18 protein-coding genes, 1 tRNA gene and 1 pseudogene are annotated in these 24,707 nt (G+C 34.7%); 6 read left to right on the forward strand and 14 right to left on the reverse strand.

The genetic code is table 11. The annotated features are described in order from the left end of the window. Nucleotides 1-9 precede the first annotated feature (9 nt). Nucleotides 10-579 (reverse strand): L-threonylcarbamoyladenylate synthase, encoded by a 570-nt coding sequence (locus tag K9M53_RS03845; protein WP_224018169.1) that lies wholly within the window; start codon nucleotides 577-579, stop codon nucleotides 10-12. Then, nucleotides 579-1,568: a glycosyltransferase family 9 protein gene (locus K9M53_RS03850; protein ID WP_224018171.1), complete on the reverse strand. Its 990-nt coding sequence runs from the start codon at nucleotides 1,566-1,568 to the stop codon at nucleotides 579-581. The genes K9M53_RS03845 and K9M53_RS03850 overlap by 1 nt, the downstream gene beginning before the upstream one ends. A 164-nt stretch (nucleotides 1,569-1,732) precedes the next feature. On the opposite strand from K9M53_RS03850, the gene K9M53_RS03855 reads away from it, so the two are divergent. The 3 genes from K9M53_RS03855 (at nucleotide 1,733) to K9M53_RS03865 (ending at nucleotide 3,683) form a co-directional block, all read left to right on the forward strand. Further along, on the forward strand, nucleotides 1,733-2,545 hold the full coding sequence (locus tag K9M53_RS03855) for a 2,3,4,5-tetrahydropyridine-2,6-dicarboxylate N-succinyltransferase (RefSeq protein WP_224018173.1): 813 nt from the start codon (nucleotides 1,733-1,735) through the stop codon (nucleotides 2,543-2,545). Nucleotides 2,546-2,636: 91 nt separating this feature from the next. Beyond that, complete coding sequence (locus K9M53_RS03860; RefSeq protein WP_224018175.1) at nucleotides 2,637-3,563, forward strand: DMT family transporter; 927 nt, start codon at nucleotides 2,637-2,639, stop codon at nucleotides 3,561-3,563. A 36-nt stretch (nucleotides 3,564-3,599) separates the two neighbouring features. Next, nucleotides 3,600-3,683, forward strand: a tRNA-Leu gene (locus K9M53_RS03865). A 733-nt stretch (nucleotides 3,684-4,416) separates the two neighbouring features. On the opposite strand, the pseudogene K9M53_RS16165 reads toward K9M53_RS03865, so the two are convergent. From K9M53_RS16165 to K9M53_RS03880, 3 genes and pseudogenes are all read right to left on the reverse strand, one after another. Beyond that, nucleotides 4,417-5,274: pseudogene (locus K9M53_RS16165) on the reverse strand (recombinase family protein); the annotation flags it as partial. Beyond that, on the reverse strand, nucleotides 5,243-5,413 hold the full coding sequence (locus K9M53_RS03875; RefSeq protein WP_224018177.1) for a hypothetical protein: 171 nt from the start codon (nucleotides 5,411-5,413) through the stop codon (nucleotides 5,243-5,245). The gene K9M53_RS03875 and the pseudogene K9M53_RS16165, both read right to left, overlap by 32 nt. A gap of 77 nt (nucleotides 5,414-5,490) precedes the next feature. Next, nucleotides 5,491-6,426 carry a hypothetical protein gene (locus tag K9M53_RS03880; RefSeq protein ID WP_224018179.1) on the reverse strand — a complete coding sequence of 312 codons (936 nt, stop codon included), beginning with the start codon at nucleotides 6,424-6,426 and terminating at the stop codon, nucleotides 5,491-5,493. 86 nt (nucleotides 6,427-6,512) lie between these two features. Here K9M53_RS03880 and K9M53_RS03885 point away from each other — a divergent pair, with 86 nt between their 5' ends. Further along, entirely contained in the window at nucleotides 6,513-6,941 is a 429-nt protein-coding gene (locus tag K9M53_RS03885; RefSeq protein WP_224018181.1) for a hypothetical protein, read from the forward strand. A gap of 10 nt (nucleotides 6,942-6,951) precedes the next feature. Further along, entirely contained in the window at nucleotides 6,952-7,239 is a 288-nt protein-coding gene (locus tag K9M53_RS03890) for a hypothetical protein (protein ID WP_224018183.1), read from the forward strand. A 464-nt stretch (nucleotides 7,240-7,703) separates the two neighbouring features. Here K9M53_RS03890 and K9M53_RS03895 read toward each other — a convergent pair whose 3' ends face one another. The 6 genes from K9M53_RS03895 to K9M53_RS03920 all read right to left on the reverse strand — a co-directional run bounded on the left by K9M53_RS03895 (nucleotide 7,704) and on the right by K9M53_RS03920 (nucleotide 21,053). Continuing rightward, on the reverse strand, nucleotides 7,704-8,141 hold the full coding sequence (locus tag K9M53_RS03895) for a DoxX family protein (RefSeq protein WP_224018185.1): 438 nt from the start codon (nucleotides 8,139-8,141) through the stop codon (nucleotides 7,704-7,706). A 342-nt stretch (nucleotides 8,142-8,483) separates the two neighbouring features. Then, entirely contained in the window at nucleotides 8,484-8,822 is a 339-nt protein-coding gene (locus K9M53_RS03900) for a hypothetical protein (protein ID WP_224018187.1), read from the reverse strand. A gap of 547 nt (nucleotides 8,823-9,369) precedes the next feature. After that, complete coding sequence (locus tag K9M53_RS03905) at nucleotides 9,370-17,061, reverse strand: MBG domain-containing protein (protein WP_224018189.1); 7,692 nt, start codon at nucleotides 17,059-17,061, stop codon at nucleotides 9,370-9,372. Nucleotides 17,062-17,106: 45 nt separating this feature from the next. Beyond that, nucleotides 17,107-18,759: a hypothetical protein gene (locus K9M53_RS03910; RefSeq protein ID WP_224018191.1), complete on the reverse strand. Its 1,653-nt coding sequence runs from the start codon at nucleotides 18,757-18,759 to the stop codon at nucleotides 17,107-17,109. Between the two features lie 994 nt (nucleotides 18,760-19,753). Beyond that, nucleotides 19,754-20,452, reverse strand: a complete 699-nt coding sequence (locus tag K9M53_RS03915) for a hypothetical protein (RefSeq protein WP_224018194.1) — start codon at nucleotides 20,450-20,452, stop codon at nucleotides 19,754-19,756. Nucleotides 20,453-20,459: 7 nt separating this feature from the next. Beyond that, complete coding sequence (locus tag K9M53_RS03920; protein WP_224018196.1) at nucleotides 20,460-21,053, reverse strand: hypothetical protein; 594 nt, start codon at nucleotides 21,051-21,053, stop codon at nucleotides 20,460-20,462. Nucleotides 21,054-21,378: 325 nt separating this feature from the next. Here K9M53_RS03920 and K9M53_RS03925 point away from each other — a divergent pair, with 325 nt between their 5' ends. Next, nucleotides 21,379-21,729, forward strand: a complete 351-nt coding sequence (locus K9M53_RS03925; protein WP_224018198.1) for a hypothetical protein — start codon at nucleotides 21,379-21,381, stop codon at nucleotides 21,727-21,729. Nucleotides 21,730-21,983: 254 nt separating this feature from the next. On the opposite strand, the gene K9M53_RS03930 is transcribed toward K9M53_RS03925, so the two are convergent. The 3 genes from K9M53_RS03930 to K9M53_RS03940 all read right to left on the reverse strand — a co-directional run bounded on the left by K9M53_RS03930 (nucleotide 21,984) and on the right by K9M53_RS03940 (nucleotide 24,412). Continuing rightward, entirely contained in the window at nucleotides 21,984-22,346 is a 363-nt protein-coding gene (locus K9M53_RS03930; protein ID WP_224018200.1) for a response regulator, read from the reverse strand. A gap of 135 nt (nucleotides 22,347-22,481) precedes the next feature. Then, nucleotides 22,482-22,721: a hypothetical protein gene (locus tag K9M53_RS03935; protein WP_224018201.1), complete on the reverse strand. Its 240-nt coding sequence runs from the start codon at nucleotides 22,719-22,721 to the stop codon at nucleotides 22,482-22,484. Nucleotides 22,722-23,020: 299 nt separating this feature from the next. Then, nucleotides 23,021-24,412 carry a T9SS type A sorting domain-containing protein gene (locus tag K9M53_RS03940; RefSeq protein WP_224018203.1) on the reverse strand — a complete coding sequence of 464 codons (1,392 nt, stop codon included), beginning with the start codon at nucleotides 24,410-24,412 and terminating at the stop codon, nucleotides 23,021-23,023. Nucleotides 24,413-24,707 lie beyond the last annotated feature (295 nt).

The following is a 24,707-nucleotide window of genomic DNA, read 5'->3' on the forward strand; positions in this document are numbered from 1 at the left end:
TTTGTTATTTTAAGGACGTATCACAACATAGGAACCGTCAACATTCCATTTTATAATGGCAGAAGGTGCAGCCTTGGTTAGATCATCCTGGCGGTATTCTACCACATAATCTACATTCTCTTTTATGGCCATATCAATATCCCTGAAAACTAACGGAGAGGGATAATCTGAAAAGTTAGCTGAAGTAGAGACGATAGGTTTTCTGAAACGCTTGATCAATGCTTTGCAAAATGGTTCTTTTACAATTCTTATTGCAACAGTTCCATCACTGTTGATCAGGTTATCTGCAATGCCGATACCGCCTTCATAAATTACAGTAGTTGGTTTTTGTATCTCTTTGATGTAATCAAAAATTCTCAGGTCAGGTTGTGTAACATACGTCAGCAGATCTTTTTCATCTGCCAGCAGGATGATCATCTTCTTTTTATCAGGACGTTTTTTTATACGATAGATCTTTTCTACAGCCGCTTCATTGGTAGCATCGCAACCGATTCCCCAAATAGTATCTGTGGGATATAAAATAGTGCCTCCGTTTTGCAGCACTTCCAAACATCTTTCTATGTCAATAGAAAACTCCATTATTGATTGAGAAACTTTTTTACTTCGGTTACAATTTTATTTTCGTCCAGCAATAATAAACATTTTGGAACTCCGTACAGCTCACATTTGTTTTTTAAACAAGGTTCACAGGATAATTGCCCCAAACGAATGATTTGGCAATTTACTTTATTATAAGGAGCTGTATTATTTTCATTGCCTGCACCAAATAAAACAAGCGTGTTGGAGCCCACGGCATTGGCTACGTGTGCAGGACCGCTATCCGTTGTAAGAACCAATTTGCAACTCCCCATTAAAGCAGCTAACTGTTGAAGATCGGTCTGAGCTGATAAGTTAGCAATATTGTTCTTGTCTGTTAGTGCAGCATATACTTCATCAACAAACGGTTTTTCTTTATCGCTGCCGATCAAAATAATTTCTTCCTGAATATTCTTTCTTATGGTATCAATGATACTTACTGCTTTTTCTTTTGGCAGCCGACGGGAAGATGCTTCTGAATTTATATTAACGATGATAGCATTTCGTTTGTCGGAAGCATGCTTATTTAATGTAACAGTGATATTACCGATAGCCTTATTTGTGAATTGTTGCAACAGGTCAATATATTCTTCAACACGATGAATACCTTTTTTCTTTTGGTAGGAATGGGTTAAGAATAAAGAACGCAATTCCTTTTTATAACCTATCCTTTGTTTGGCATTAACGGCTTTTGCCATTACTGCCGATGACAATGAATCGGGCAGGCAAAAGAAAAGATCATATTGCTCCTGTGCCGCAATTTCTTTTCCGAATTTCCATGCGCCTCTTAAGCCTTTATAGTGTTGTTTCGAAAAAATATATTTCTTTCGGTATGAAGGAAATTGTTCTGTTAGTACGTCGATCCCTTTTTTTACAATTATGTCTATGATAGCATCGGGGTATATTTCTTTTACAGCTTGTACAAAAGCGGTACTCATTACCAGGTCACCCAGCCAGTTAGGAAGTCGTATTAAGATTTTTGTTTGCTGCATGAAATATTGAAAGGGCAAATTGAATGTTCCGTCAATAAAGATGTGCCGTACAAAGGAGTGATACTCTGTTCCTCAGTACAGGCTACACGATGTTGATTAAAGAACAAATGATTGTTACAAAATTGCCTTTTTTTATTCATTACATTTGCAAAAAATTTTTAAAAATGGAATTAAAAGATTTGATATTGGAAGCATGGAGTAATCGGGAATTACTTAAAGATGTAAAATATGCAGATGCTGTACGTGCGGTAATTGAAGAAGTTGATAAAGGCAGGCTGCGTACTGCAGAACCTGTAACAGAGGGATGGCAGGTGAACGAATGGGTGAAGCAAGCGATATTAATGTACTTTGGTATTCAGCAGATGCAAACGTTTGAATTGCCTCCATTTGAATTTTATGATAAAATGAAATTGAAAAGCGGCTATGCATCGCTGGGGGTAAGAGCTGTGCCACATGCAGTAGCACGTTATGGCGCTTATTTAGCTAAAAATGTGGTATTGATGCCAAGTTATGTAAACATTGGCGCTTATGTAGATGAAGGTACGATGGTAGATACATGGGCAACTGTTGGCAGCTGTGCGCAAATTGGCAAAGGTGTGCATTTAAGCGGCGGTGTTGGTATTGGCGGTGTGCTGGAGCCTTTACAAGCCAGTCCTGTAATTGTAGAAGACGGATGTTTTGTGGGCAGTCGTTGTATTGTGGTAGAAGGCGTGCGGGTGGAGAAAGAAGCAGTGTTGGGTGCAAATGTAGTATTGACACAATCAACCAAGATCATTGATGTTAGTGGAAGCGAACCGATCGAATATAAAGGAAGAGTGCCTGCACGTAGTGTAGTGATCCCTGGTAGTTACACTAAAAAATTTGCGGCAGGTGAATACGGAGTGGGTTGTGCGTTGATCATTGGTCAGCGTAAGCCATCAACAGATCTGAAAACAAGTTTGAATGATGCACTGAGAGATTTTAATGTAGCGGTATAAAGTATTAATAAGTTTATTTGCCGGTAAGTCGGTAAGACGGGAATTGTATAATGCTTGCCGTCTTATTATCTTACCGGCAATTTTATTTTTAATGAAAACTGAGCAACGAAATAAAGGATTTGCAGGCGGCTTTATCATTGCATTTATAGGAGCCTTGTTGTTCTCTACAAAAGCAATATTGGTAAAGCTGGCATTTGCGCATACAGGTGCCGATGCTGTTACCTTACTGGCATTGCGAATGTTGTTTGCATTGCCCTTTTATATTTTGACGGCCGTATTTGTAAAGCCCCGATCATCTGCAAAAAAAATAACAACCAAACAGTTGGTGTATGTTATAGCATTAGGATTGGCTGGATATTATTTAAGCAGCTTGTTTGATTTTATCGGCTTGCAATATGTATCTGCAGGCATGGAGCGATTGATCCTTTTTTTATACCCGACATTTGCAGTGTTGTTAAATGCCCGGCTTTTTAAACAATCGATATCACGCAATCAGAAGCTGGCATTGATGCTTACGTATGCCGGCATATTAATAGCGTATGTTGGCGAGCTGAAAAATACTGTTGTAGGAGAACATTTTTACTGGGGAAGCTTTTTGATCTTTATATGTGCGGTAACTTTTTCTGTTTATATAGCAGGCAGTGGCAGACTGATACCGCAAATGGGTGCTACCCGGTTTACTTCTTACGCAATGATCGCTGCAGCAGTTGGCGTGATCGCTCATTATTTTATTACAGGCAATAAGGTACACGCTATTTCACAAACGCTGTTATGGTATAGTATTGCACTGGCAATTGTTGCAACAGTGATCCCTTCTTTCTTTTATTCGTTAGGTATAAAAAGGATAGGCGCTAACAATGTAGCTATTGTTACCAGCATTGGTCCGATATCTACCATTTTGCAAGCCGATCTTATTCTGGGAGAAAAGGTTTTTATCGGGCAGATCATTGGTACTGCCCTGGTGGTAATTGGTGTGTTGCTGATAGGGTGGAAGAAGAGTGATACTGTAGATGAATAATCTTTACATTTGCAATCCTGAATTTATAGATCACCTGCCCGGGTGGCGAAATTGGTAGACGCACTGTGTTCAGGTCGCAGCGTTCGCAAGGATGTGCTGGTTCGAATCCAGTCCCGGGCACAAAATTAGATTTTAGGCAATTCATACTCGAATTGCCTTTTTTATTTTCCTCCAAAATCGTCTTCAGTGGCTCAATTGCTGCAAATAAGCTATTGATCTTTGGAGTTCGAACTATACATTTATCCTTATTATACACAATTCCTTCAGGATAGACTAATTTTTGTAATCTTTGTTTATTTTCAAATGAGGCAGAAAGCCACGTAGAGCTTAAATTCTGTGCTATAAATAAGCATTTCTCAACTGCGTTATCAAGGTTCGAACTGTCAATATCATGATGGTTCAAATTCTCACTCAAAATCTTCAATTCATCCGCATACTTTAAAGCATACTTATCATATAGCTCTTTAGAAATTTCTCCCAAAACATATCTTTCTTCCATTTTATTCAACTGTGCTTGTTTTTCAGTTATATTTTTTTTGAGGAGTTTACTATCTTCTATGGATTGATGGATTGTGTTTTTTAATTTTTGAAGCAATAATTTTTTTAATGATTTTTTTTGCTTCTTATCATATTCGATTTGTTCAAGATTATTTATAAATAGTGAATTCAATTTTTTAGCAGATATATTTACAGGAGTTTCAGCATTTTTAGTCTTATAATACCAATTCCCTTTGGTTTTATATCCTGTAAAAGGAAGTTTACTCAGTTCATCTTTTGCAAATATTTTTAAAGGGACTTCTTCATGTTTACTTTGCTTTGGAATACCGGCGCATGGAGTTAGCTGCAATATCTTATTAGCATTTAAAAATATTTTTAAATCCACTAATGCCGGGTGTTTGCCTTTTATAAGTTTACCTTCTACCAATTTCCCAGTTACATAACCGGCATAAAAAGGGTTAGATATAATCCAACGGAAATTCTTCTCATTAATTCTCACTCCCTTCGCATTCAAACGTTTTATAATTTCTTTATTGCTTAATTTCCCTTCTGCTTTTAAAATGAATGCCTTTTTTAGTTCTCTGCCTTCATCGGTAATTATATATTCATGAAAACAAGCCCGTTGTTTTTTCTTTAAGTTATTATATCCAACAGGAGTAGGATAAGGCCAATAGCCTTTTAGCATTACTTCACGAGTATTGATGCTTGTACGATCACTTTTCGCACGATTATCAAAATGATTCAGCAAATGAAAAAAATTCTCCTGTAACCTTCCTGAAGCGGTAGAAGTATCAATATCCTGCGTTACAGATTTCACGACAATGCCTTCTTTCCTTAGGTCTTCGCTTAATTTAGCGGCAGCTGCTCCTGTTCGGGAAAATCGATCATAATTAAATACTATGATACTGGTAATATCTTTTTGTTTTCTGACATACGCAAGCATTCTTTGAAATTCTTTTCTGCCATCTGTTTGAGCACTTTCATACCGGCCTCCAAAATATTCCTGCACCAAATATTTATTCCGACCCGCATATTCGTCACACAATTTTTTTTGAACTTCAAGGCTTCCATTGTTTTCAGCTTGCTCCTGTGTGCTGACTCTGGTATAAATAACGCAGTAATTTCCTTTTCTTTTTGGTAAACTAACGTGTTGTTTAATCGTCTGCTGTTCCAGCAAAGATTCAAGAGCGTTGATTGAATTTTTGTTTTTCATTTTTTGATTCAATGTAAATATCAATGAGAATATCTGTAAATACTTCCAGTTGTTCTTCAAGAGAAGGCTCTTTTACAAATTTATTTATAGTGTCATTTTCTAATTTACTTTTTACATAAGCTGCATTTTTATTTTTCATTTTTCACCCTTAAGGCGCACTTGGTCAAAAACAAAATACGCCGGGGTTCTACCATAGGCCTGAGGTAATCAGAACCATTATATTTTTTTCCTCGTCATTTTAAAAGACAATGTTTTTTCATCCATAGTGTCAATAGTAATTCTTTCATAATTCTTCAATCCAAGAATCTCTTTTAACTGCAGTGTTTTTTCTTTAGATAAAATACCTTCTTTGGAGCTTTGGATTTGAAAGTTTTTTTTATCATTTATTCTGTAAATAGTAATTTCTTTGATGTTATTACGCCGCATCTCCCTAAGCACTTTGATTTCATCTTCATTTAAAAGCTGTGGCATTAATAAACTAGAAATATCTTCATCTCTAATAAATTCTTTTAAATAATGACTTATGGAAAGCTGGATATGAGGTTCAGTAAGATCCGGCGTAAAATCTTTGTGTCCTACATTTTCATGTCCAATAAATTCAGCAACTCTTCCATCGAAAAAAATATAGATAAATCCATCATTCTCACTTGCAATAACAGATGCAATCAGGTTAACAAGATAATTTATGCTGAATTTAAAAATATAAAGAATAGGGGGCTCTGATAGGTAATATTTTAAGAGTTCAAAATATTCTTCATCCTCTTGTGTTTGAGTTCCTGCTATTATTTTCTTTTCTATCTCTTCTTTATTCTTTCTTATATTTCTTTCCGGCAAGTTATTATCATACGCATCTTTAAAAAAATAGTTGCATATCAATTTCATTTTATCAACCGGAAAACTGATCTCCCGAAGATCATCTAATATTCTTAACCAGAATAATTGAGCAAAACTCATTTTGGCCCATTTGCCATCAGCGATAAAAGGAAGTAATTCATTTCTTCTCCAAAAGGCCAATATTTTTTCTAATGGTTTACCTTTTTTATCAGTCAATTCTTTAATTGGGACGGTTGTTTCAAACATGAATTTTCTAAATTCAGCAAATGAAAATAATTCTTCTGCTTCATCATTTAGGCTTTTTGGCTTTTTGTTCATAGTTCAAATATAATAAAATATGTCTTTAACTCATACTTTTTCATTATTTTTATGTTTTAAAGTCAATATTAGTAAAAAATTACACGATGAAAAAGGAATTTTTAAACAAAAACACGAGATTTTCTTATTACCAAAATAGAGAGTGCAAGTTTTGTAAAGCTCCTATTCCAGATCAAGAACATGGTACTCGCGAATTTTGCCCTATAACATATGATCAGGACCGAAATGTTAGAGATTGTAAAACTTCTTTTCATCGAAAAAAAGATAAGCCAGAAAGAGATACTTATTCTGCATTGATTATGAAACATAAAGCAATTACAACCAGAATAGATTTTTTAATAAAGAAAACTGGATACTCTGTGACTACAAAGGATTTGGATAATTATGAAATTTTATTAACAGAAGCTTTAAACTATTCAATCAGTAAGGACGGCATATTGACTTCTTTTTATTTAAAACATTCTATTATATCTAATCCTATTTCTAATATTCATAAAATTTTATACAATGACTAATTGTGAACTTATGGACATCCTTAAAAATGTTAAAATAAATCATACTCAAAGAAATATACTAATTATAGCAGGAATTTTAATGGCAGGTTGTGGTCTTGGTATTTATATTAAAAGCAAGAATTACTATGAACAAAAGTCTATTAATGAACTCTTGAAAGCAGAAATCGTTTTACTTCGATCTGAGATAAATATGCAAGCGTTGTCAAATAGAGAAAAAGATTTAGTGATAAACCATCTTAAGAATCAACTTAAGACCTTATATAAAATTGACAATAACAATGTCTATCAAAAAAGATAAATTTTTCATTAATCCTCGTGTAATTCTAATTTTCACGGATTATATCACAGAAAATTATTTTTCTCGTGAATTCACTTTATAATATTAAAAATAAGAGTGAATTAATACTAATTGCAGTTCAATCAATAGAAATGCATTCTAAAAAACAAATAATTGCACAATTAAAAGGAGATTGGACTGCGGGAAGAATAAAAGTTAGATATATAGTAAAGTAACGAGTTCAAAACCCATAATAACACTAACCGATACTTATAAAATAATTCTAGGTTGCCGGTATAAAGAGATAATTAATTTACAGAAACATTTAATGGCTTTATTTTTAAACAGGGAAAACAAATTAATTGGATATAGGCTATTTGTTCCGCTACTTCATCATTATCTAATTAATGTAAAATTAATAGCTTTCTATTTTATCATTTCACGCTATAATTATTTAATGAAGATATCTCAGTAAAATTATTATTTTATGAATTTAGTATTCTAGCCTTATCTTTTTTAAGTTTAGTAAATAAACTACCTGTAGACCACAATGCACAAAATATTAAAATGGGTTGAAAAAATAACCTTATAAATCGTTTTTGATCTGTATTTAAACCAAAGGCATTTATTTTGTTGGTGTATTGAGATATGTTTCCAGGAAATACAAATACATAAAAAATTGCTAACGCAATTCCTACTTTCATTTGGTGTTTTACAAAAAAAAGCATTGATAACCCAAGTATGATTTCTACTAGTCCTGAGGACATTACTATAAAATCTATAAAGGAAGTATCAGTTGATAACCATTTGGGTACTTGAGTCTGAAATTCCTGTCGTTGGCATGTTAAATGACTAACTCCGGCAAAAATCATAAACAAACCAAGCGCTATTCTAAGTAAATTCTGAAATGAATTTGTTTTCACTTTACATTGTCTAAGTTGAAATTTGTTTTACAATAAAATTAGTAACAGAATTGTATAGAATAAGAGTTGCACTTGTTCCATCCATCAAACTAACTTTATTACTTTATATCTCTTTCCTTCTATTTTTGGCATTCTAATCAAGTTCTATTTAAATCAGAATATCTCTAAGGGATATTATGTTTTATTTGACAATCACTTCATTCCATTCTATACTTAAATACTTATTTTCTCCAAGCCTTGCCTTTATGAAAAACCATATTTTGAATAAACAACCTTCACTTGCATTATCACCTTCAAAATTTGTATACTTATAAGAAGGGTTAAAGAAGTTTCTTTAAGTGGTTAAAATATACAATTCTTCCAAATCAAGTTCCAACATTTTAATTGCTTTTTTATCAAATCACTATGTTCAGTAACTCTTTTAGCAGGAGCATTTTTTCTCTTCATTTCGTTTTCTTTATTGATTATATACCACACCTCTTTATTAAGAGTGAGGCTAATCTTTTCGCAGGTAACCGATAAAATTTGCTTTTCCTTATTATCGAATGAGTCATTTTTTTTATTATTAATTTCTTCCAGAATTTCTTTCGCTATTGTAACAAATGAATAATAAGCAAACCGCTCATCACTTAATTGATAAAGGTTTTTTATTCTTTGTTTTATATTGTAACAGCCATCCATTACTCAAATTATTATATGAAATTAATCTTGTTTGATTTATTCCGAATTCCGTTTTAGCTGTGATATTACATAACTATTAATCATGTAACGTTTTCGAGTAATTATGTACAGATAAGGAAATAAAAAAATGTAAATATTACAAATAGCAACTCTTACTATAGCACTACATTCTCAACTCGTTATAGTAGCAACACTTGTTCTCTTCTTTCCACTTAATCTGCTACATCCGTTAAAAATACTTTGCAAACTCTGGAATCTGCGAGTAAAAAACTAGATGATGATCTTGAAGCGGTACAACATAATTTTCTACTGAGAGGATTTTTTAAGAAAAAAGCAAAAGCAGCAGCAGCTTCACAATAAGATTTAATAAATCAAGCTCAGGTGTAAAATAAACTTGTAAAAGCTATTGTAATTTGATTTTGTTGAGCCTAATAAATTAATATCGAGTCAATTAATTCAGATTCTATTCCAAAACTTATCGCTTTTAAGCACTTCTATAGAAGTCTATAGTCTTCTTTATACAGTTTATGTTTATTAAGATAAATTCTCAATACACCACACTTATAATTCTGTTCTTATTATCAGGTTTAAGAATCTCTAAATGATAAACACCTTTAGCAAAAGCATTTTTAAAAGCTATATTTTGAATAACTGTACCTCCGGAATGACTTACAATAGTTCTTTCCATTTCCTGACCTGCAGTATTTATTAATCTTACAAAATAGTCGCCTTTTGGCATATTAGTAAATTGTAAGCTGATGGTTTTATTAATTATGGTTGTAGAATAAGCAGTTATTGCTGACACTTTATTGTTAACAGAAATTTTTACCGTTGCGCTGTATGTAACTTGTCCGTTATTATCTATACTACGAATACGGTAATAATTTATTTCGCTGGTAACATTATTATCTATTGTATTGTACGACTGGCTATTTTGAGCAACATTTGTTGAAATTGTTATGAACGTCTTGCCATCAGTTGACTTTTCTACTTCATAAGCTTTAATATTAGCTTCGTTAGAAACATTCCATTCTATTGCAACAGCAGTATTTTTTTGTTGCGCTTTTATACTAGTAAAGGTAACCGGTAAAGGTGATGATAATGGTCCAAATATTACGCTAAAACGCTTGTTCGATTGCGAAGCTACATTTGCATCAACACTAAAATCAACAATTGTACTACCATTTAAATTGATCTCTTTTGATATGCCGGTATAATTATCCACAAACCAACCTACAAGATTAGGATGATCAAGATTAATTGCTGTAAATTCAAAACGATATTTTCTTTGTGTTGAATTTGTAAATTTCAGGAACAGTGTATCATTGATACGAATAATAGGTCTTCTTTCAATTGCTAGTGAAGAGCCACTTCTCAAAATACTGATGTTTTCATTTGTATTGCTGAGCTTCATCGCATCCAATACATCTATGGCTGCACTATAATTATTATTAAATTGTACAAGATTTCCGTCTGCTAGAACAGTAGAGCTATCTTCATTTAATAAATAAAGACTTGTTCTAAAAGACTCAGGGTTATCAACCGGACGGAAAACATATTTATTTGTTTTTGACGATTTATCACTTTCATTAACAGTAAGAATACAAGGATTTGCCGCTGCAAGATTTTCTACAATAAATGCTTGTCCTGATTGAATGTTTTTATCTTGCTTTGTTGTTCCTTTTCCAGAAGTGGATACTATATATGATCCTAAATTAGCAGCATCATCTACTACTACGTATGCTCCCACTGTATTTAATGTAGGATCCCATGTATAGAATCTGTTCACTATATTAGTCCTTTCTACGTTAGTAAAATCAATAGGCGAAGCATACGGATTACCAATAAGCATATACTTACGAGTGGTATTAAAAGCAGGTATTATAAATGATTGTGGGCCGGTTTGGAGTTTGCCCTTACTGCTTAATACTGTATTACTAAGAGGTAATGGACCAAAGTTTGGATTACCAACAGTAGCAGGATTTCTATCGCCACGAATAAATATAAAATATCCTGTATTATCAGCATTATTGGCATTTCCTTGAGAAATAGGCACATGTGTATTTGTTACTGCCGTTAATGATTGTGTAGCAATATTAAAGGTTTTTAAAGAAGCTGAGCTATTCGCATCCATGCCTGTTCCAGTTAGATCACCAGTATTAGTTATTAAAGTACCCTTATAAAAAGTTGAAGCATCAGATTGGCTATAAGCAATTCCATTGTTTTGCCATGATTCATAAATACTATTTGAATTTGTAACAGGTGCTGTTAATAGTCTCCATGCTCTTTTAGCAGGAATATAAGTTTGGACATTTACGTTTCCATTAATAACACCCAATACAGGATTAACGATTGCCGTATTATTGGCATCAGATACCAATGTTAATCCATCTGCAGTATTTAATACAGCACTTAAACCTACTGTTAAGGATGCTGGCGTAACATTGTCTGGTGCAGCAAGCTTTAATGTACTACCAATAGTTGCAGTAGCATTCGTATTTAATGTCAAACTAAATAAAGTATCATGTCCTGTAGTAAAATTAAGTGTTGGATTATATCCATTAGTTCCATTTCCTAATATCAAACTTGAATATGAAGAGCCACCAAAAGTTCCGTAATTATTAATAGATCCAGTAACAGTTAAGGCATTCGCTCCTATTGTTAAAGTAGATGGATATAGGTTATTAGAAGAGAAACTAAGATTATTTATGGAAATTGCGGATGACAAAACCGGATAGTTATTTAAATTACCTGGTATGATTATATCAAACCCTGCTGTAGGAACAGATCCGCAAGACCAATTACTTCCTTGAGCCCAATCAGTAGAATTATTACCTATCCATGTACTTGTCTTAATACTTATATTGGTAAGAGCATTCAAATTAGAACATCCGCCTGCTGCCTCAACAGAATATGCTACGGTATAATTACCGCCCTTACTTAAGGCAAGGTTAATATCTCCAGTAGAAGAATCAATCACAAGTCCTGTAGTTGAACTAAATGTTCCACCTGTGTTTCCTGTTTGCATCACTGCTATTGTACCCGAAGCTGTACACTGATCAATAGCATAACTAATAGATGCATTCGGAGCTTGTGTAATAGTTATTTGAACATTTGATGAAGATGCATTACAAACCCCATTACTAATTGTCCAGGAAAGTATGTATGTTCCTGACGCCGTAGGAGCAAATACTGCATTACTTTCTGTAGTGTTGCTAAATTGTGAAGCAGAAGTATTTGGGCCACTGACAACTGCCCACATCCCTGTCCCGGTTACAGCAGTATTTGCAGTAAGTACTGCAGTGCTGTTACTGCAGATAACCTGATTGTTTCCCGCATTAGAAGTTGTTGGAATATCATATACAGTTATTGAAGCTGAACCTGTTGTACTACTAGTACAATTATGTGAATCAGATACAATAACATTTGAAGAATTATATGTGGTAGTACTTATCGGTGATACAGTAATTGTAAAAGGGCCTGCGCCTGTTTGTTGTGTTCCATTAATATAATAAGGCGCTGTGCCTCCTGTTACAGCAATTGTAATAGTAGATGATTGTCCTGCACATATCGTAGCCACAGTATTAGAAATAGATGCCGTTAATTGTGTTGGCTCAGCAATTGTTATTATTTGGCATGAATTATCTACTACTTGTGTTTTTGATGCAGTAACTGAACCACAAGGACCAGTGCCCATTGTTGTCAACGTTAAAGTAGCTGTACCAACAAAGCTTGCTGGTGGTGTCCATGTTGCATTTAAGCTAGTTGCATTTGGAGTAAATGTTCCACCAACCCCGCCATCATCCCATGTTGCACTTGTTGCAGCACCACTTATTGAACCTCCTAATGGTGCAGATACACTTCCAACGCATATATAACTTAGTGCAGAACCTACGCTTACTATTTGAGATTGGTTAACTGTAAATGTTCCATTAGTATAAGTAATAGTATAGTTTCCTAATCCTGTTCCCGTTGCAGCACTTGGAACAATGTTGTAAGATCCGGCAGATGCGCCTGTGGCAGATCCCGAACTCGTTAGAGTAACGCTAGATACAGCATCACTGAATAATAAGCCTGAAGATGTAAATTCAGTTCCAATAAAAATAAATGCTATGCCCGAACATTTGGTTTGATTATTTGCTTTAATAGTTAAAGGAATCTTATTTACCGCTAACGCTCCATTAGTATAAGTAACCGTATAATTGTTTATGTTAAATGTTCCGCCAATTGCTTCTGACGGCACAATGCCATACGGACCTCCTGTAACTGTGGCAGTACTTATTGCGCCTGAGCTTGTTAATGTTATGCTTCCAATTGTTTCTCCATTTTGTAACCCTGAAGTCGAGAATTCTAATCCTGTAAAATTAAAAGGCTGCCCGTATGATTTTGATTGATCATTTGCAGTGATACTTAGCGATGCCTTGACTACTGTTAAAGTTCCTGAATTAGCACTATAACTAATAGAATAGTTATTTGCGTTGAATGTACCGCCTGTTGCTGCAGATGGTGTGATTGTTGATGTGCTGCCGGCAGGTGCAGTTGCAGTTAAAGCTCCTGTTCCGTAATTTAGTGTTACACTTCCAATTGTTTCACTGTTAGCTAATCCTGTTGAGCTAAATGCAGTACTACCACTTACAGATGAGGTTTGTATACTGCCATACGCTTTTGTAGAATTATTAGCAGTAATTGTTAATGAAGCAGTATTTACAGTTAATATACCTGTACTATATGTAATAGTATAATTGGAAGAAGAGCCGGTTGAGAACGTTGCTGCAGATGGTGTGATCGTATAGCTTCCTACTGAGGCAGTTGTAAGATTGCCTGCAGGGCTTCCATTATAACCCAATGTAGCACCATTAACAGCATCACTATTTTGCAAACCGCTAACTGTAAATGTTGTGCTTAATACACCGGTTGTTGAAACCGTAGCTCCATATGTTTTACTTTGCGCACTAGCTGTAATAGTTAAACCTGCTTTATTTACCGTTAACGTTCCTGTATTGTAAGTAATAGTATAATTAGAAGACAGTCCGGTTGAGAATGTTGCTGCAGATGGTGTTATCGTATAACTTGCTACTGCAGCAGTAGCAAGATTACCTGCCGGGCTACCACTATAACCAAGTGTTGCTCCATTAACTACATCACTATTCTGCAAACCGCTTACAGTAAATGTTGTGCTTAATACTCCTGCTGTTGAAACAGTAGCGCCATATAGTTTACTTTGTGTACTAGCCGTAATCGTTAGTCCCGCTTTATTTATTGTTAAAGCTCCTGTATTATAAATAATGGTATAGTTAGATGATGTACCAGTTGAGAATGTTACTGCAGATGGTGTTATTGTATAACTACCTACTGCTGCTGTAGCAAGATTACCTGCAGGACTGCCACTATAACCTAATGTAGCGCCGTTAACGGCATCACTGTTTTGCAAGCCATTAACAGTAAACGTAGTATTTAATACTCCGGTTGTTGCAATAGCAACTCCGTATGTTTTACTTTGCGCACTAGCGACAACAGTTAATGCAGTTGTATTTACAGTCAATGTTCCTGTATTATATAAAATAGTATAATTAGATGCTATCCCTGTTGAAAAACTCGCAGATGAAGGTGTTATAGTATAACTACCTACTGCTGCTGTAGCAAGGTTACCAGTTGGGCTACCACTATAGCTAAGCGTTTCTCCGTTAATGGCATCGCTATTCTTTAATCCGGTAACAGTATATGTTGTATTTAATACGCCAGATGTTGAAACAGTTCCTCCATATGTTTTACTTTGTGCAACAGCAGTTATTGACAATGATGCTGCGCTTACTGTATTTCCGGTTGAAGTACTTGTTACATTCACATTGGTTGCTCCAGTAGTAGATAATACTACGCTTTGTGAATTATAAGTTCCTGAAACGTTAGCAGTAGCTGCTAATCGAACACTAAGTGTACCACTAACAGTTCCACCAGATTGAGTAAAGATTGCAGTAGTTCCGAATGTTGTTCCATCACTTGATATTTCAAAACCTGTTGGCGCTGTTGCTGTAATATTTGCTACTAATCTTGAACCTGATATGCTAACTATCGTAGCTGTTGATGCTGCACCATATGTAGTTGACATCGCAGTTAATGATCCTGAAGTGTTAACGGTTGGTGCAGTAGATGTTGTAACATTTAAAATACCCGAAGTTGTTGTTCCAAAATAAGTACTGTTTTTAAAGGTAGCTGAAGATGCTGAGCCTCCGTAGGATCCATTTAGCTGGCCAGTTCCACTTAACGTAAGCGTCCCTGCTGTATAGGTATTGCTGGACGGGAATAATGCTATTACTCCAGAAGATACTGATAAATTATTTGTAATTGCCTTGGTAGTTGCACTAAATGTTTTTGTTCCGGAACCTGCAAGCACAATATTCCCATATACCTGTGAGCTATTTAAATTTGCTATGGTTTGATTTGCTCCATAATAATTAATTGTACTCGTTGCTCCAATTGAATGGGTAGAATAATTAGATGGCAACGTATTAGTGCCCGCCATCATTAGTGTTGCTCCATTGCTAAGTGTAAGCGAACCACCGGATGCAGTTCTGTTTGCTGTAAAAGTACTTGCATCAAATACCCCGGAAGAAATGGCTAAATTACCTGTTATGGAAGTATTGAAAGATAATTGCAATGTTCCGCTACCGCTCATATTAAGGTTATTAAAAGTAGAACTTACACTTCCGCCAATTGTTTGAGTACCCGTTCCGTTAAAATTAACAGTACTTGTACCTGCAGAAAATGCTCCATTATTCGTCCAGCTACCGGAAATATTTATTGCAGGAGAATTTGTACAGGTATAAGAACTCGATGCATTGATTGTAACACTTCCTGTTACATTAGCTGTACCGCCTAATTGAGCAAACGTACCTGTAGGTGTAGCTCCTGTACCGATGGTAATTCCATCCGTATTCAATGTACCTGAACTCATTGTCACAGCTCCATTCGTAGTACTTGTACCTACTGAAAAGCCTCCAGTTATATTTAATGTACCTCCATTAATATTAATTGTTCCACCAGCATTTAATAACCCGCTATTGGCATTTACAGTTTGTCCGTTTGTGCTAAAGGTTCCACCTGTGGTATTAAAAGATGCCCAAAAATTATCATTAACATTCAGTAATCCACTAGCGCTGATAGTTCCACTTGTATGTGTAAACGTGAGTATTGAAAAGGCAGAGCCGGAAGTGTTTCCGGTTCTCACAGATTTTCCTCCAGTGATCATTTGTACATGAGAACGTGCTGTATAAGCAAATGTTCCATCAATTGCTATGTTACCTCCCACTTTTAATAATTTACCTGCAACATCCCAGTTTACACTATGCGTTAATGTAGCACCCGATGAAACTATCAGGTCATTTGTTATTCCATAATCTACATTGGTAGCAGAAAGAATTAAATTTCCTGCCGATACCGTAACAAAGCCTGCTGTAAAAGCAACGCCTGAACTTGTTGTTGTTCCACCATTTATAATTAAGTTATTGAATGTTGTAAATATTGTTGAAGGCAGTGTGTTGGTAGCATTCAGTTGTAAGGTTCCGGTTCCCGGTGTCCACGTGCCGGCATCACTGCCAATCGTTATTCCACCATTTAAAATTAATGTACCACCGGATGTCATTGTTATAATCCCCGTATTACCTCCATTAGAACCTCCTACCTGTAAACTACCGGCAGTTAAAGTAGCCCCGCTTTTAAATGTAACAGTTCCGGTACTACCGTTAGTACTGGAAGTACCTCCTAATATTAGCGCTCCCGAAATTGTTAAAGAAGGACTACCAGTAGTGGCAAAGCTTAAAGAACCTGCCTGGGCACTCGATCCTCCAACTTTTCCTAATTGAAGCGATCCACAAACTGCATTAGTTATATTGATAGTAACAGTAGTACTGCTCGCAATTGTAACTGCATCTGAAGATCCGGGTACACCATTTGGACTCCAGTTGTTTGCATCTCCCCAGTTACTTGTTCCTGCACCACCATCCCAAGTTTTTTGAGCAAGAGCATGACTTGTAAGAAACAGGCTCGCAATTACAAACATAATAGCGAATCTTGCGGTTGTGTGTCTAATTTTTTTCATAAAAAAATTCTTAATGGTGTATGTATTATCATTTACAACTTTTTTTTCTGTAGTACCTGGTTTATCAATAGTGATGTTAGAATTTATAAAAAAGAAACTTTCATTAAATCTTTCTTTAGCTGAATATTTATAATGCGTTTTCATGTTGTTTCTTTTTAATTCAAAATTTCATTTCTTCGAATTATATAATTACTGTACGGATCTTGATTCACATCCGTTGGTATCCTTTACTCTTACTTTGTAAGAACCAACAGAGAGATTATTAAATGTATTTCCAGTTTGATAAGTCGATCCATTATTAACCGAGTAGGAAGAGAATGTTCCACTTCCGCCACTTCCTGTAATTACTATTGTTCCATTATTAGCGCCAAAACAACTGATATCTGTTTTTGTAGCAGCAGCAGCTGGTAATGTGAGATAATTTACCAATACAGAAGCGCTGCTTGAACATCCTCCATTGGTGATTGTCCATGTATAATTATAAGTGCCAGATAAACTGGCAGTAGCTGTTGAAGAACCTGTACTGCCTCCACTGAATGTTGTTGTGCCTGGGCCGCCTGTTTGACTCCATAAGGCTGTACCTGTTGTTGGCGTGTTTCCACCCAATGACAACGTAGTTAAGTTTCCACATATATTTTGCGTACCTCCGACTGTAGCAGTTGTTCCAGGAGCACTGATGGTTTGACTAGAAGAAGTAAATACTGAATTGCCGGGGCCTGTGCCTCCGCCATTGCCGGCAAACCAGGAAATTAATTCATCCACTACATCAAATGTTAGATTATTTGTACCTGCTGATAATGGTGTTGTATAAGTAGGTCCCCCTGTTGCATTACTGGCTTGTATAGTAAATGAAAAAGTTCCTGTAGCGCCGGGTGCAAGATTGTTAGCACTTGTGCGTACATGGTAGTCATCCCAGATAGTATTATTAGTGTTCCATTTTACTCCTAAATTAATTTGTGGCCATCCGGTGGTCCAAGTAAGAGTACCGTTATTTTTAACTGTAATAGAAACAGTTCTTGTTTCACCCTGGCACCATGCAGATGAACCTGCATCCATTGAAATGAATTGTGATTTATAAGTACCCGAATAGGTTACAGCAATTGTCATATAATCAACAGAAGCAGTTCTGTTACTGCTGCTGTTGGTTTTTACTGATAGTGCAACGCCAAAGTTGGAAGAATTTATATCCGCCGGTGTTAACGTATTTCCCCATAAATTAGTTGCGCCACCATAAGTAGCGACAGCTTCCGAAGTGCTCCATGTTGATGTACTTGCTAAACTACTCCCCACAATAGAACCAGCTTTTATTAATTTTATTGAGTTATCTATTATTCCACTTGAAGAAGAACTTCCAAAGCGTCCAACCGTAACTGTTATACCTTTAATAGTTGCTTCGGTTGGAATGGTAAACCCATAATTTGTTGCCTGTAAATAATGAGATGCAGACGAACTGGTAACAGTAGCTGTTGCATAACTATTATCATTACTTATAACATTTCCAGGGTTGCTCCAACTAACAGATCCTATACCACTCCCATCAGCTCCAGTGTTAGAAAATCCTTCACCGGGTCCAACACTTGTTACTCCTGTTGTTATTTGTGCAAAAGAGGTTTGAACAAAAAATAAATTTGCGATCAGTATTGTAATTGCAAACAATACTGCCTTATTATTTAATTGCTTCATATACGAAAACTTATTTTTACGTTGATGGATGATTGAAGGTGCTAAACGAAACTGTGTTGAAGTATTTACTGAGCTGAATTGTTTAAGAGAAGATAGCTTCTCCTTTAGATGCTTAACAGTAGCTGATCTATTAGTATTTAAAATTTTTAAAAAAATCATAACCAAAGATTTAAATGGCAGGTTAAGCATGTAACCTATACCGTTAACTAATAAGAAATACTTTGGCTAATTACAGGATTCAGAGATTGAAATATTTTTGTAAGAATCGTAGTGGTAAATACAAAAGGATACTATTATTCATCCAGTTAACAACAAATGTCAAGTGCAATGAATTATTATTATTGAAGGTTATAATAAAAATTTACAGTGTAATTGGGGCGTTGATTATTAAAAAGGAATCGGATGAGTAAGTGTAAGGGTTGATAAATGTAACAACAAAAATATAAACTTTTTTTAGATATCCAAATGTTTTATAAAAATAAATCGTATCGAATAACAATTTATTTTTTAGGAATAGCGTAATTCAAAATATTTAATATAAATACGCCTTATTTTAATTAATTAAAATAAATGCATTATTGTCGCGTTATGTGAATGGTATTTATCAAAGTTTTGGGCCTGGTATTTCTATACTGGGCATTTTATTTTAAAAGACGATAAGACAGCAGTGTCTCTTTTTTAAAAAGGTGCGTATCTTTCTTACTTCTTCTTACCGCTCATTTTTTTTACTAAGAAATGTTTTGATCTCAGAGACATCGTCGATCATTCTATTGTCAGTTATTCCAAAAAGAAAAAAGCTTAATCCCTAATACACCGAACGCTATAACCAACAGTCATGTTTGTACTTTGCCTGTATACATTGGTTTCATTATTGTATATCATTCTATACCAGGCAAATTGCAGTGAAGGATCAGATAGACTGTACGGTCCGGCACTCCACCATGTGATGGAATTTAAGCAATAATCCTATAGAATATATACATAGTCCAGCTAAGGAGTGTATCCGATTTCTAACTTTACTGAAATAGAAGATATGGATTTAAGTAAATCGTTACAGAAATAGTTATAGGAAAGCAACGTTCCTAAAGGAAACGTTGCTCGGAAAAAGACAAGAAGTAACATATATCAGAATCCCTTAAAATTTTCTTTGAATCTAATAAATACTTTTTATAAGTCGTCCTCCACTATAATATTCTTTTCTAATAAGCTGCCCTTTTTCATTGTAATAATTCCATTCCCCAATTTTGACGCTTATGACTGAAGGATATGAATTAGAAAATATAGATGCCTTATAGTCTTTTGAGCTATCAATATCCAACTTATTTACTCCATTATATATAACTAGTCCTTTAAGACTGTCAATAGTCCGTTGATTATAATTTAAATAAACAGTATCTAGCGGATTTAATTCGTCAATCATCAATATCTTATTTTGGTTAAGAACCGTATCTGCCCTAAGAAGGAAAAATAAAGTTTTACATTGTCCTTCGCTTAATAAATATCCATTAGGATAATATTCTTGCCAAACTCCTGATGGGCTATTCATAACATAAGTTGCTCCTTCTATTATTTTAAAATAACCATTAAGCTTAATGCAGCCAAAATGATCATCCCAATATTCAAAATATACGCCATTTTCATACACCAGCTTATTTAATATTTTATATTTCGTTGAATATTGCCCCCTTATTGATTTTTTATTACAAGTATCTATTTTAAATTGTACAATTCTATTATTGCTTATTTTTCTTTCGGTAATTTTATAGCAGTCTTGAATATACGTAGTGTCATTTTGAGCTTTAACTACAAAAGAAGTAATAAACAATGGCAGGAAAAAAATATTTTTTTTCATATCATAATTATGGGGTTACTTGAATGTTATTGGTTGTAGTTGGATTATTTACTTGATTTAATTCAAATGAAAATTTATCCGTCGAAGAAGTTTTGCTTCCTGCAGGCACATTACCAGTGACGCTAATGGTTACTGTTGTTCCAGGTGTAAGCTGAATTTGAGGTTCTTGACCAGGTATAGAATTTCCAGTAAAGGTTTGAATTACATTTCCTCCACCTGGTTGTGGGATAGTTAATGTAAAAGTATTTATTTCTGACCCTATACTTTGATATGTAAATGCATATGCAGTAGTAGCATTAGGGTTAACTGGTGTAGGCGCTCCTGTTGGCACTCCTCCAGCAGAAGGGATAGTTGAGCCGCTTGGATTTGCATTTGGCACTCCTACTGAAAAAACATTTGTTGTCGACGTTTTGTCACTTGTAAGTAATTTGCCGCCAGCACCAATAAAATTCCCCATACTTCCCTGAACTGCTACATTTCTAACTGGAAGCGCTGGGGTATTATCAAATTCTTGAGATGCCCATAATTGTTGCGTACTCGAGTTTTGCTCACCTTCTCCAGGTGTAGATGCATCCATTATTATTGTAGGGTTTCTAATCATGGCAGGATATAGCCTCAAATATACTTCAAATGCCATTGGATTTTCCCCGTAAAGATTATCCAATTTATTACTAGGTTTATATAATGTAAACTGACTGTCTTCCGATATTTTTATTGAACTCAGATTAAATAAATCATTGTTGAGATCGAGGGTAAAAGCATTTAGTAGTGAGATATACCTTTGTACCCTCTCTCTTATCACATTTTAGTTTTACATCGATCAAGCAAGTCGTTAGTTAAGAGGCTAAGTTTCTTCAGCTACTTGTTTATTTTATTCTGATGAATACATGCAACCTTTTTTGTTATTTTTATATAAACCTATTACCATGATTAAGTTTATACAAACCTTACCAACCATTCTTTTGTTGATAATTGCAACTTCTTTAGAAGTGAGCGGAGACGCCATAATAAGAAAGTGCATTTATGAGCATACAGGAGTAGCAAGAATAGTTTTTGCATTATCAGGTATGGTATTACTCTTTGGATATGGATTCTTTCTAAATCTATCTCCTGTAGAATTTGGCAGGATTGTAGGCTTATATATTGCAACCTTATTTATCGTATGGCAAGTTATCAGTTACCTAACGTTTAAATCAATTCCAAGCCTACCTGTTATTGTAGGAGGCACTTTAATTGTAGTTGGAGGGCTAATAGTTACATTTTGGCAAACGAAATAATCTTTCTCCCAATGGTCTAATAGTTATAAATATGCTGCTAGTAACACTTCGCAGCTATAATAAAAAAGCTCGGCTTACGACCCCCGAGCTTAATATCAAAATATCTATCCCTTAAATAAATATCTAACAGTATATATACGCTGTTCTTTAATTATTAGTTTCAGATAAACCTTACATCTTTATATATATAACTTGCACAATTACCTTCATAGCAAACTATATCACTTTTAGACTACGGAGATAAAAATAAAAAACTATTTCTGTTGCATGTGATTATGTAAGGCAATTACTAAGTCAGAGATATTAAATGGCTTTTCTATGATGCCGTCTGCGTGAAGGGTTTTGTAATCTCTTAAAGTGGCTGGGCTGGCAGACATTAAGATAGTAGGAATATCCTTAGTGGAATCATTGGTTTTTAATTCATAACATATTTCTCTTCCATCTCCTTCAGATAGCATAACATCGAGTAAGACAATATTAGGACGTTCAATATTTAATTCTTTTAAGAAAGAATCTTTTGTAGAAGTACAACGTACCTTGTATCCACGCATGGTAAATACAACCTCTAGTACGTCTAATAATTCTCTAGAGTCATCTAATACAAGTATCGCAGCCATTTGCCTTACATAATAGAAAAAGTTATTAATGGCTAACGGGTTAGTAGTGCAAAGCTAAAAAAAGTGATAAAAAAAATCAATATATCTCCATTATTTTTTTGCTTTAGGAGTGTCAAACCCTGGACAAGGAGGTATTCATTTTATTTCGGGCAATGAATAAAATTCTCTTTTTTTCCCATCCACCCATGCTTGCATATCGGTAGCAGATTTCATATTTTTTGTCATTTCCGCCATAGATTTAATATGCGGTTTGTCTCCCTTTTCAAACATATCCATTGCGTGCCTTTTGCTTAATTCCGCTATCTTTTCAAATGTATCTGCCTTAAACTCCATATCACACGCACCACCCAATTGTTTGCAAGTCATTTTTTTCATAAACTATTTTTTGCCGCAAACTTCTTTGCAATTTTTTTATCTACGAATTTCTTTTAGGTTGGAACGCTCTCTGTTTTTCAATAACAAAATCAAGAAATGATCGTGCAGCTTTTATTGGATCTGTATGTACTTTTGCTTTAGCTTATTTCCAACAAAAATAACCCTTAATTTCTGTTACCTTTAATCCGTTAAAAAATTTAACATCTCAAAGTGAGACACTACCCGCATTTTCCACCTTTGGGTTTAATTCAAAGATAAAAATGCTATCTATTTTGTACTTAAAGGATAGGTGTGTTTTATTATTCTTTTATAAACCTATTAGTAAACAATTGTTTTCCATTCGTAAGCTGTATAAAATAAGAACCACTTTTAATCCCTGCAATATTTATTAATTGACCTTCTTGCCAAAGTTGTTGCCCAACTGTAGCACCATTTTCGTTATAGATAATGATTTTTCCTGAAGACAACGGTGATTGAAGCGCAATATTTGAGCTACTAGTTATAAAATTAGGAAAAACTTTTAGGTTTTCATTTTTATTAGCTTTATCAGTAATGCTTATAATACTACTTAAAGAAGTATTGCCATTTAAGTCAATTGTTTTAATTCGATAGTAATTAGTCTCATTCTCCTTAATTATATCCGTAAACGAATAGGTATTGTTGCCTGTACCAACAGCAGGTATAGACGCAATTGAAATAAAATTGATACCATCTATTGATTTCTCTACTTGCATTTCTTTAGTATTTACTTCATTAGAAGTTGTCCATTTAAGTAATGAAGTATGATCTTGTATTGTTCCAGCAAATGAAATAAAACGTAAAGGAAGTATCGTATTAGTCTTTATATTTTGTACAACTAAATTATCCGTTTCAAACCACGCTCCTTCAGATGGAGTGATGGTAAATGATGTAACGCCTTTAAAATAATTAGAATCAGGACTGTCCGCCATATCCACAAATTTTAATTTTCCTGTAGTGTCACCAGTAACAAATGAAAGCGTATGAGAACCCTTCGAGCTGGTAATTGTATAGGTCACATTCCCTGAAGTCTGATTCGTAAGATAAAAAGAAGTGAGATCGAAGATATTGTTCCCTTGTATTTTATAGGTCGCTTTTGTTTCGCCATTCATGCCGAAATACAGAGCTTCACTGCCGATTTTATCGGTTTGACCTGAAACGTTTGCACTGGCACGAAACACTCCATCAGTAGCAGTAATAACTTGCATGGCACTGGAAGTAGCAGTGTTGGTAGCAGTCATGGTATCAGTATTAAATCCTGTATAGGTGCCGGAGGCAGATTCAAAATCATATATTCCTCCTACGCCTTGCAGAGATTTTGTGGTAAACGAAATAGGAGCAGGTCCGTAGTAAATTCCATTAGGATAGTAATTTATATAGCCTCTCATATAAATTACTGTGCCAGGAGGAAATGGTCCAGCATTTGCTAAATATCCTCTACCATTACCCGATCCTAGTATTATCTTATTATCCGCAACTGTAGGATTAGTGTTAGTGGTGCTCCATACCACCCCTCTCTCTAAAATACTTCCTGAATTAGAACTGCATTGTACCCCTACAGTGGCAGTCGTATATGATATGTCAGTAGGTGGTAGTGGAGTAACAACTATAACACCTCCACGAACAGTTAGTACAAATACTGCTGAGATTATAAGTAATACTAGTGTTTTCATACAAAAGATAATAGTTATATGTTGTTTTAAAACGTATTATTAAAGTCTTTATTGCATTAATTAGATGTATTGGCATTACATAATTGGGTAAAAATCTTACATAATTTATTGTCAGGCAACACCAGAAAGTCTTATTGCATCTACGCAGCGGTTTTTCATAGGATATTGGATTTAAAACAAGGGTGCATTTCTATGCTGCCCTTTTTTTAAAAGTTAACTTTTAAGGCATATCTTTATACGTATTACTTCTTTATAACAACTACCTTATTTTAGAAACCTATCAGCCCTGTTTAAG

The sequence above is a fragment of the Ferruginibacter albus genome (assembly GCF_020042285.1).
Taxonomy (GTDB): Bacteria; Bacteroidota; Bacteroidia; order Chitinophagales; family Chitinophagaceae; genus Ferruginibacter; species Ferruginibacter albus.

Coding starts and splice junctions, on each gene's coding strand:
- K9M53_RS03845 (WP_224018169.1), bottom strand. CDS start 579: ATGGAGTTTTCTATTGACATAGAAAGATGTTTGGAAGTGCTGCAAAAC.
- K9M53_RS03850 (WP_224018171.1), bottom strand. CDS start 1,568: ATGCAGCAAACAAAAATCTTAATACGACTTCCTAACTGGCTGGGTGAC.
- K9M53_RS03855 (WP_224018173.1), top strand. CDS start 1,733: ATGGAATTAAAAGATTTGATATTGGAAGCATGGAGTAATCGGGAATTA.
- K9M53_RS03860 (WP_224018175.1), top strand. CDS start 2,637: ATGAAAACTGAGCAACGAAATAAAGGATTTGCAGGCGGCTTTATCATT.
- K9M53_RS03875 (WP_224018177.1), bottom strand. CDS start 5,413: ATGAAAAATAAAAATGCAGCTTATGTAAAAAGTAAATTAGAAAATGAC.
- K9M53_RS03880 (WP_224018179.1), bottom strand. CDS start 6,426: ATGAACAAAAAGCCAAAAAGCCTAAATGATGAAGCAGAAGAATTATTT.
- K9M53_RS03885 (WP_224018181.1), top strand. CDS start 6,513: ATGAAAAAGGAATTTTTAAACAAAAACACGAGATTTTCTTATTACCAA.
- K9M53_RS03890 (WP_224018183.1), top strand. CDS start 6,952: ATGGACATCCTTAAAAATGTTAAAATAAATCATACTCAAAGAAATATA.
- K9M53_RS03900 (WP_224018187.1), bottom strand. CDS start 8,822: ATGGATGGCTGTTACAATATAAAACAAAGAATAAAAAACCTTTATCAA.
- K9M53_RS03905 (WP_224018189.1), bottom strand. CDS start 17,061: ATGAAAACGCATTATAAATATTCAGCTAAAGAAAGATTTAATGAAAGT.
- K9M53_RS03910 (WP_224018191.1), bottom strand. CDS start 18,759: ATGATTTTTTTAAAAATTTTAAATACTAATAGATCAGCTACTGTTAAG.
- K9M53_RS03915 (WP_224018194.1), bottom strand. CDS start 20,452: ATGAAAAAAAATATTTTTTTCCTGCCATTGTTTATTACTTCTTTTGTA.
- K9M53_RS03920 (WP_224018196.1), bottom strand. CDS start 21,053: ATGATTAGAAACCCTACAATAATAATGGATGCATCTACACCTGGAGAA.
- K9M53_RS03925 (WP_224018198.1), top strand. CDS start 21,379: ATGATTAAGTTTATACAAACCTTACCAACCATTCTTTTGTTGATAATT.
- K9M53_RS03930 (WP_224018200.1), bottom strand. CDS start 22,346: ATGGCTGCGATACTTGTATTAGATGACTCTAGAGAATTATTAGACGTA.
- K9M53_RS03935 (WP_224018201.1), bottom strand. CDS start 22,721: ATGAAAAAAATGACTTGCAAACAATTGGGTGGTGCGTGTGATATGGAG.
- K9M53_RS03940 (WP_224018203.1), bottom strand. CDS start 24,412: ATGAAAACACTAGTATTACTTATAATCTCAGCAGTATTTGTACTAACT.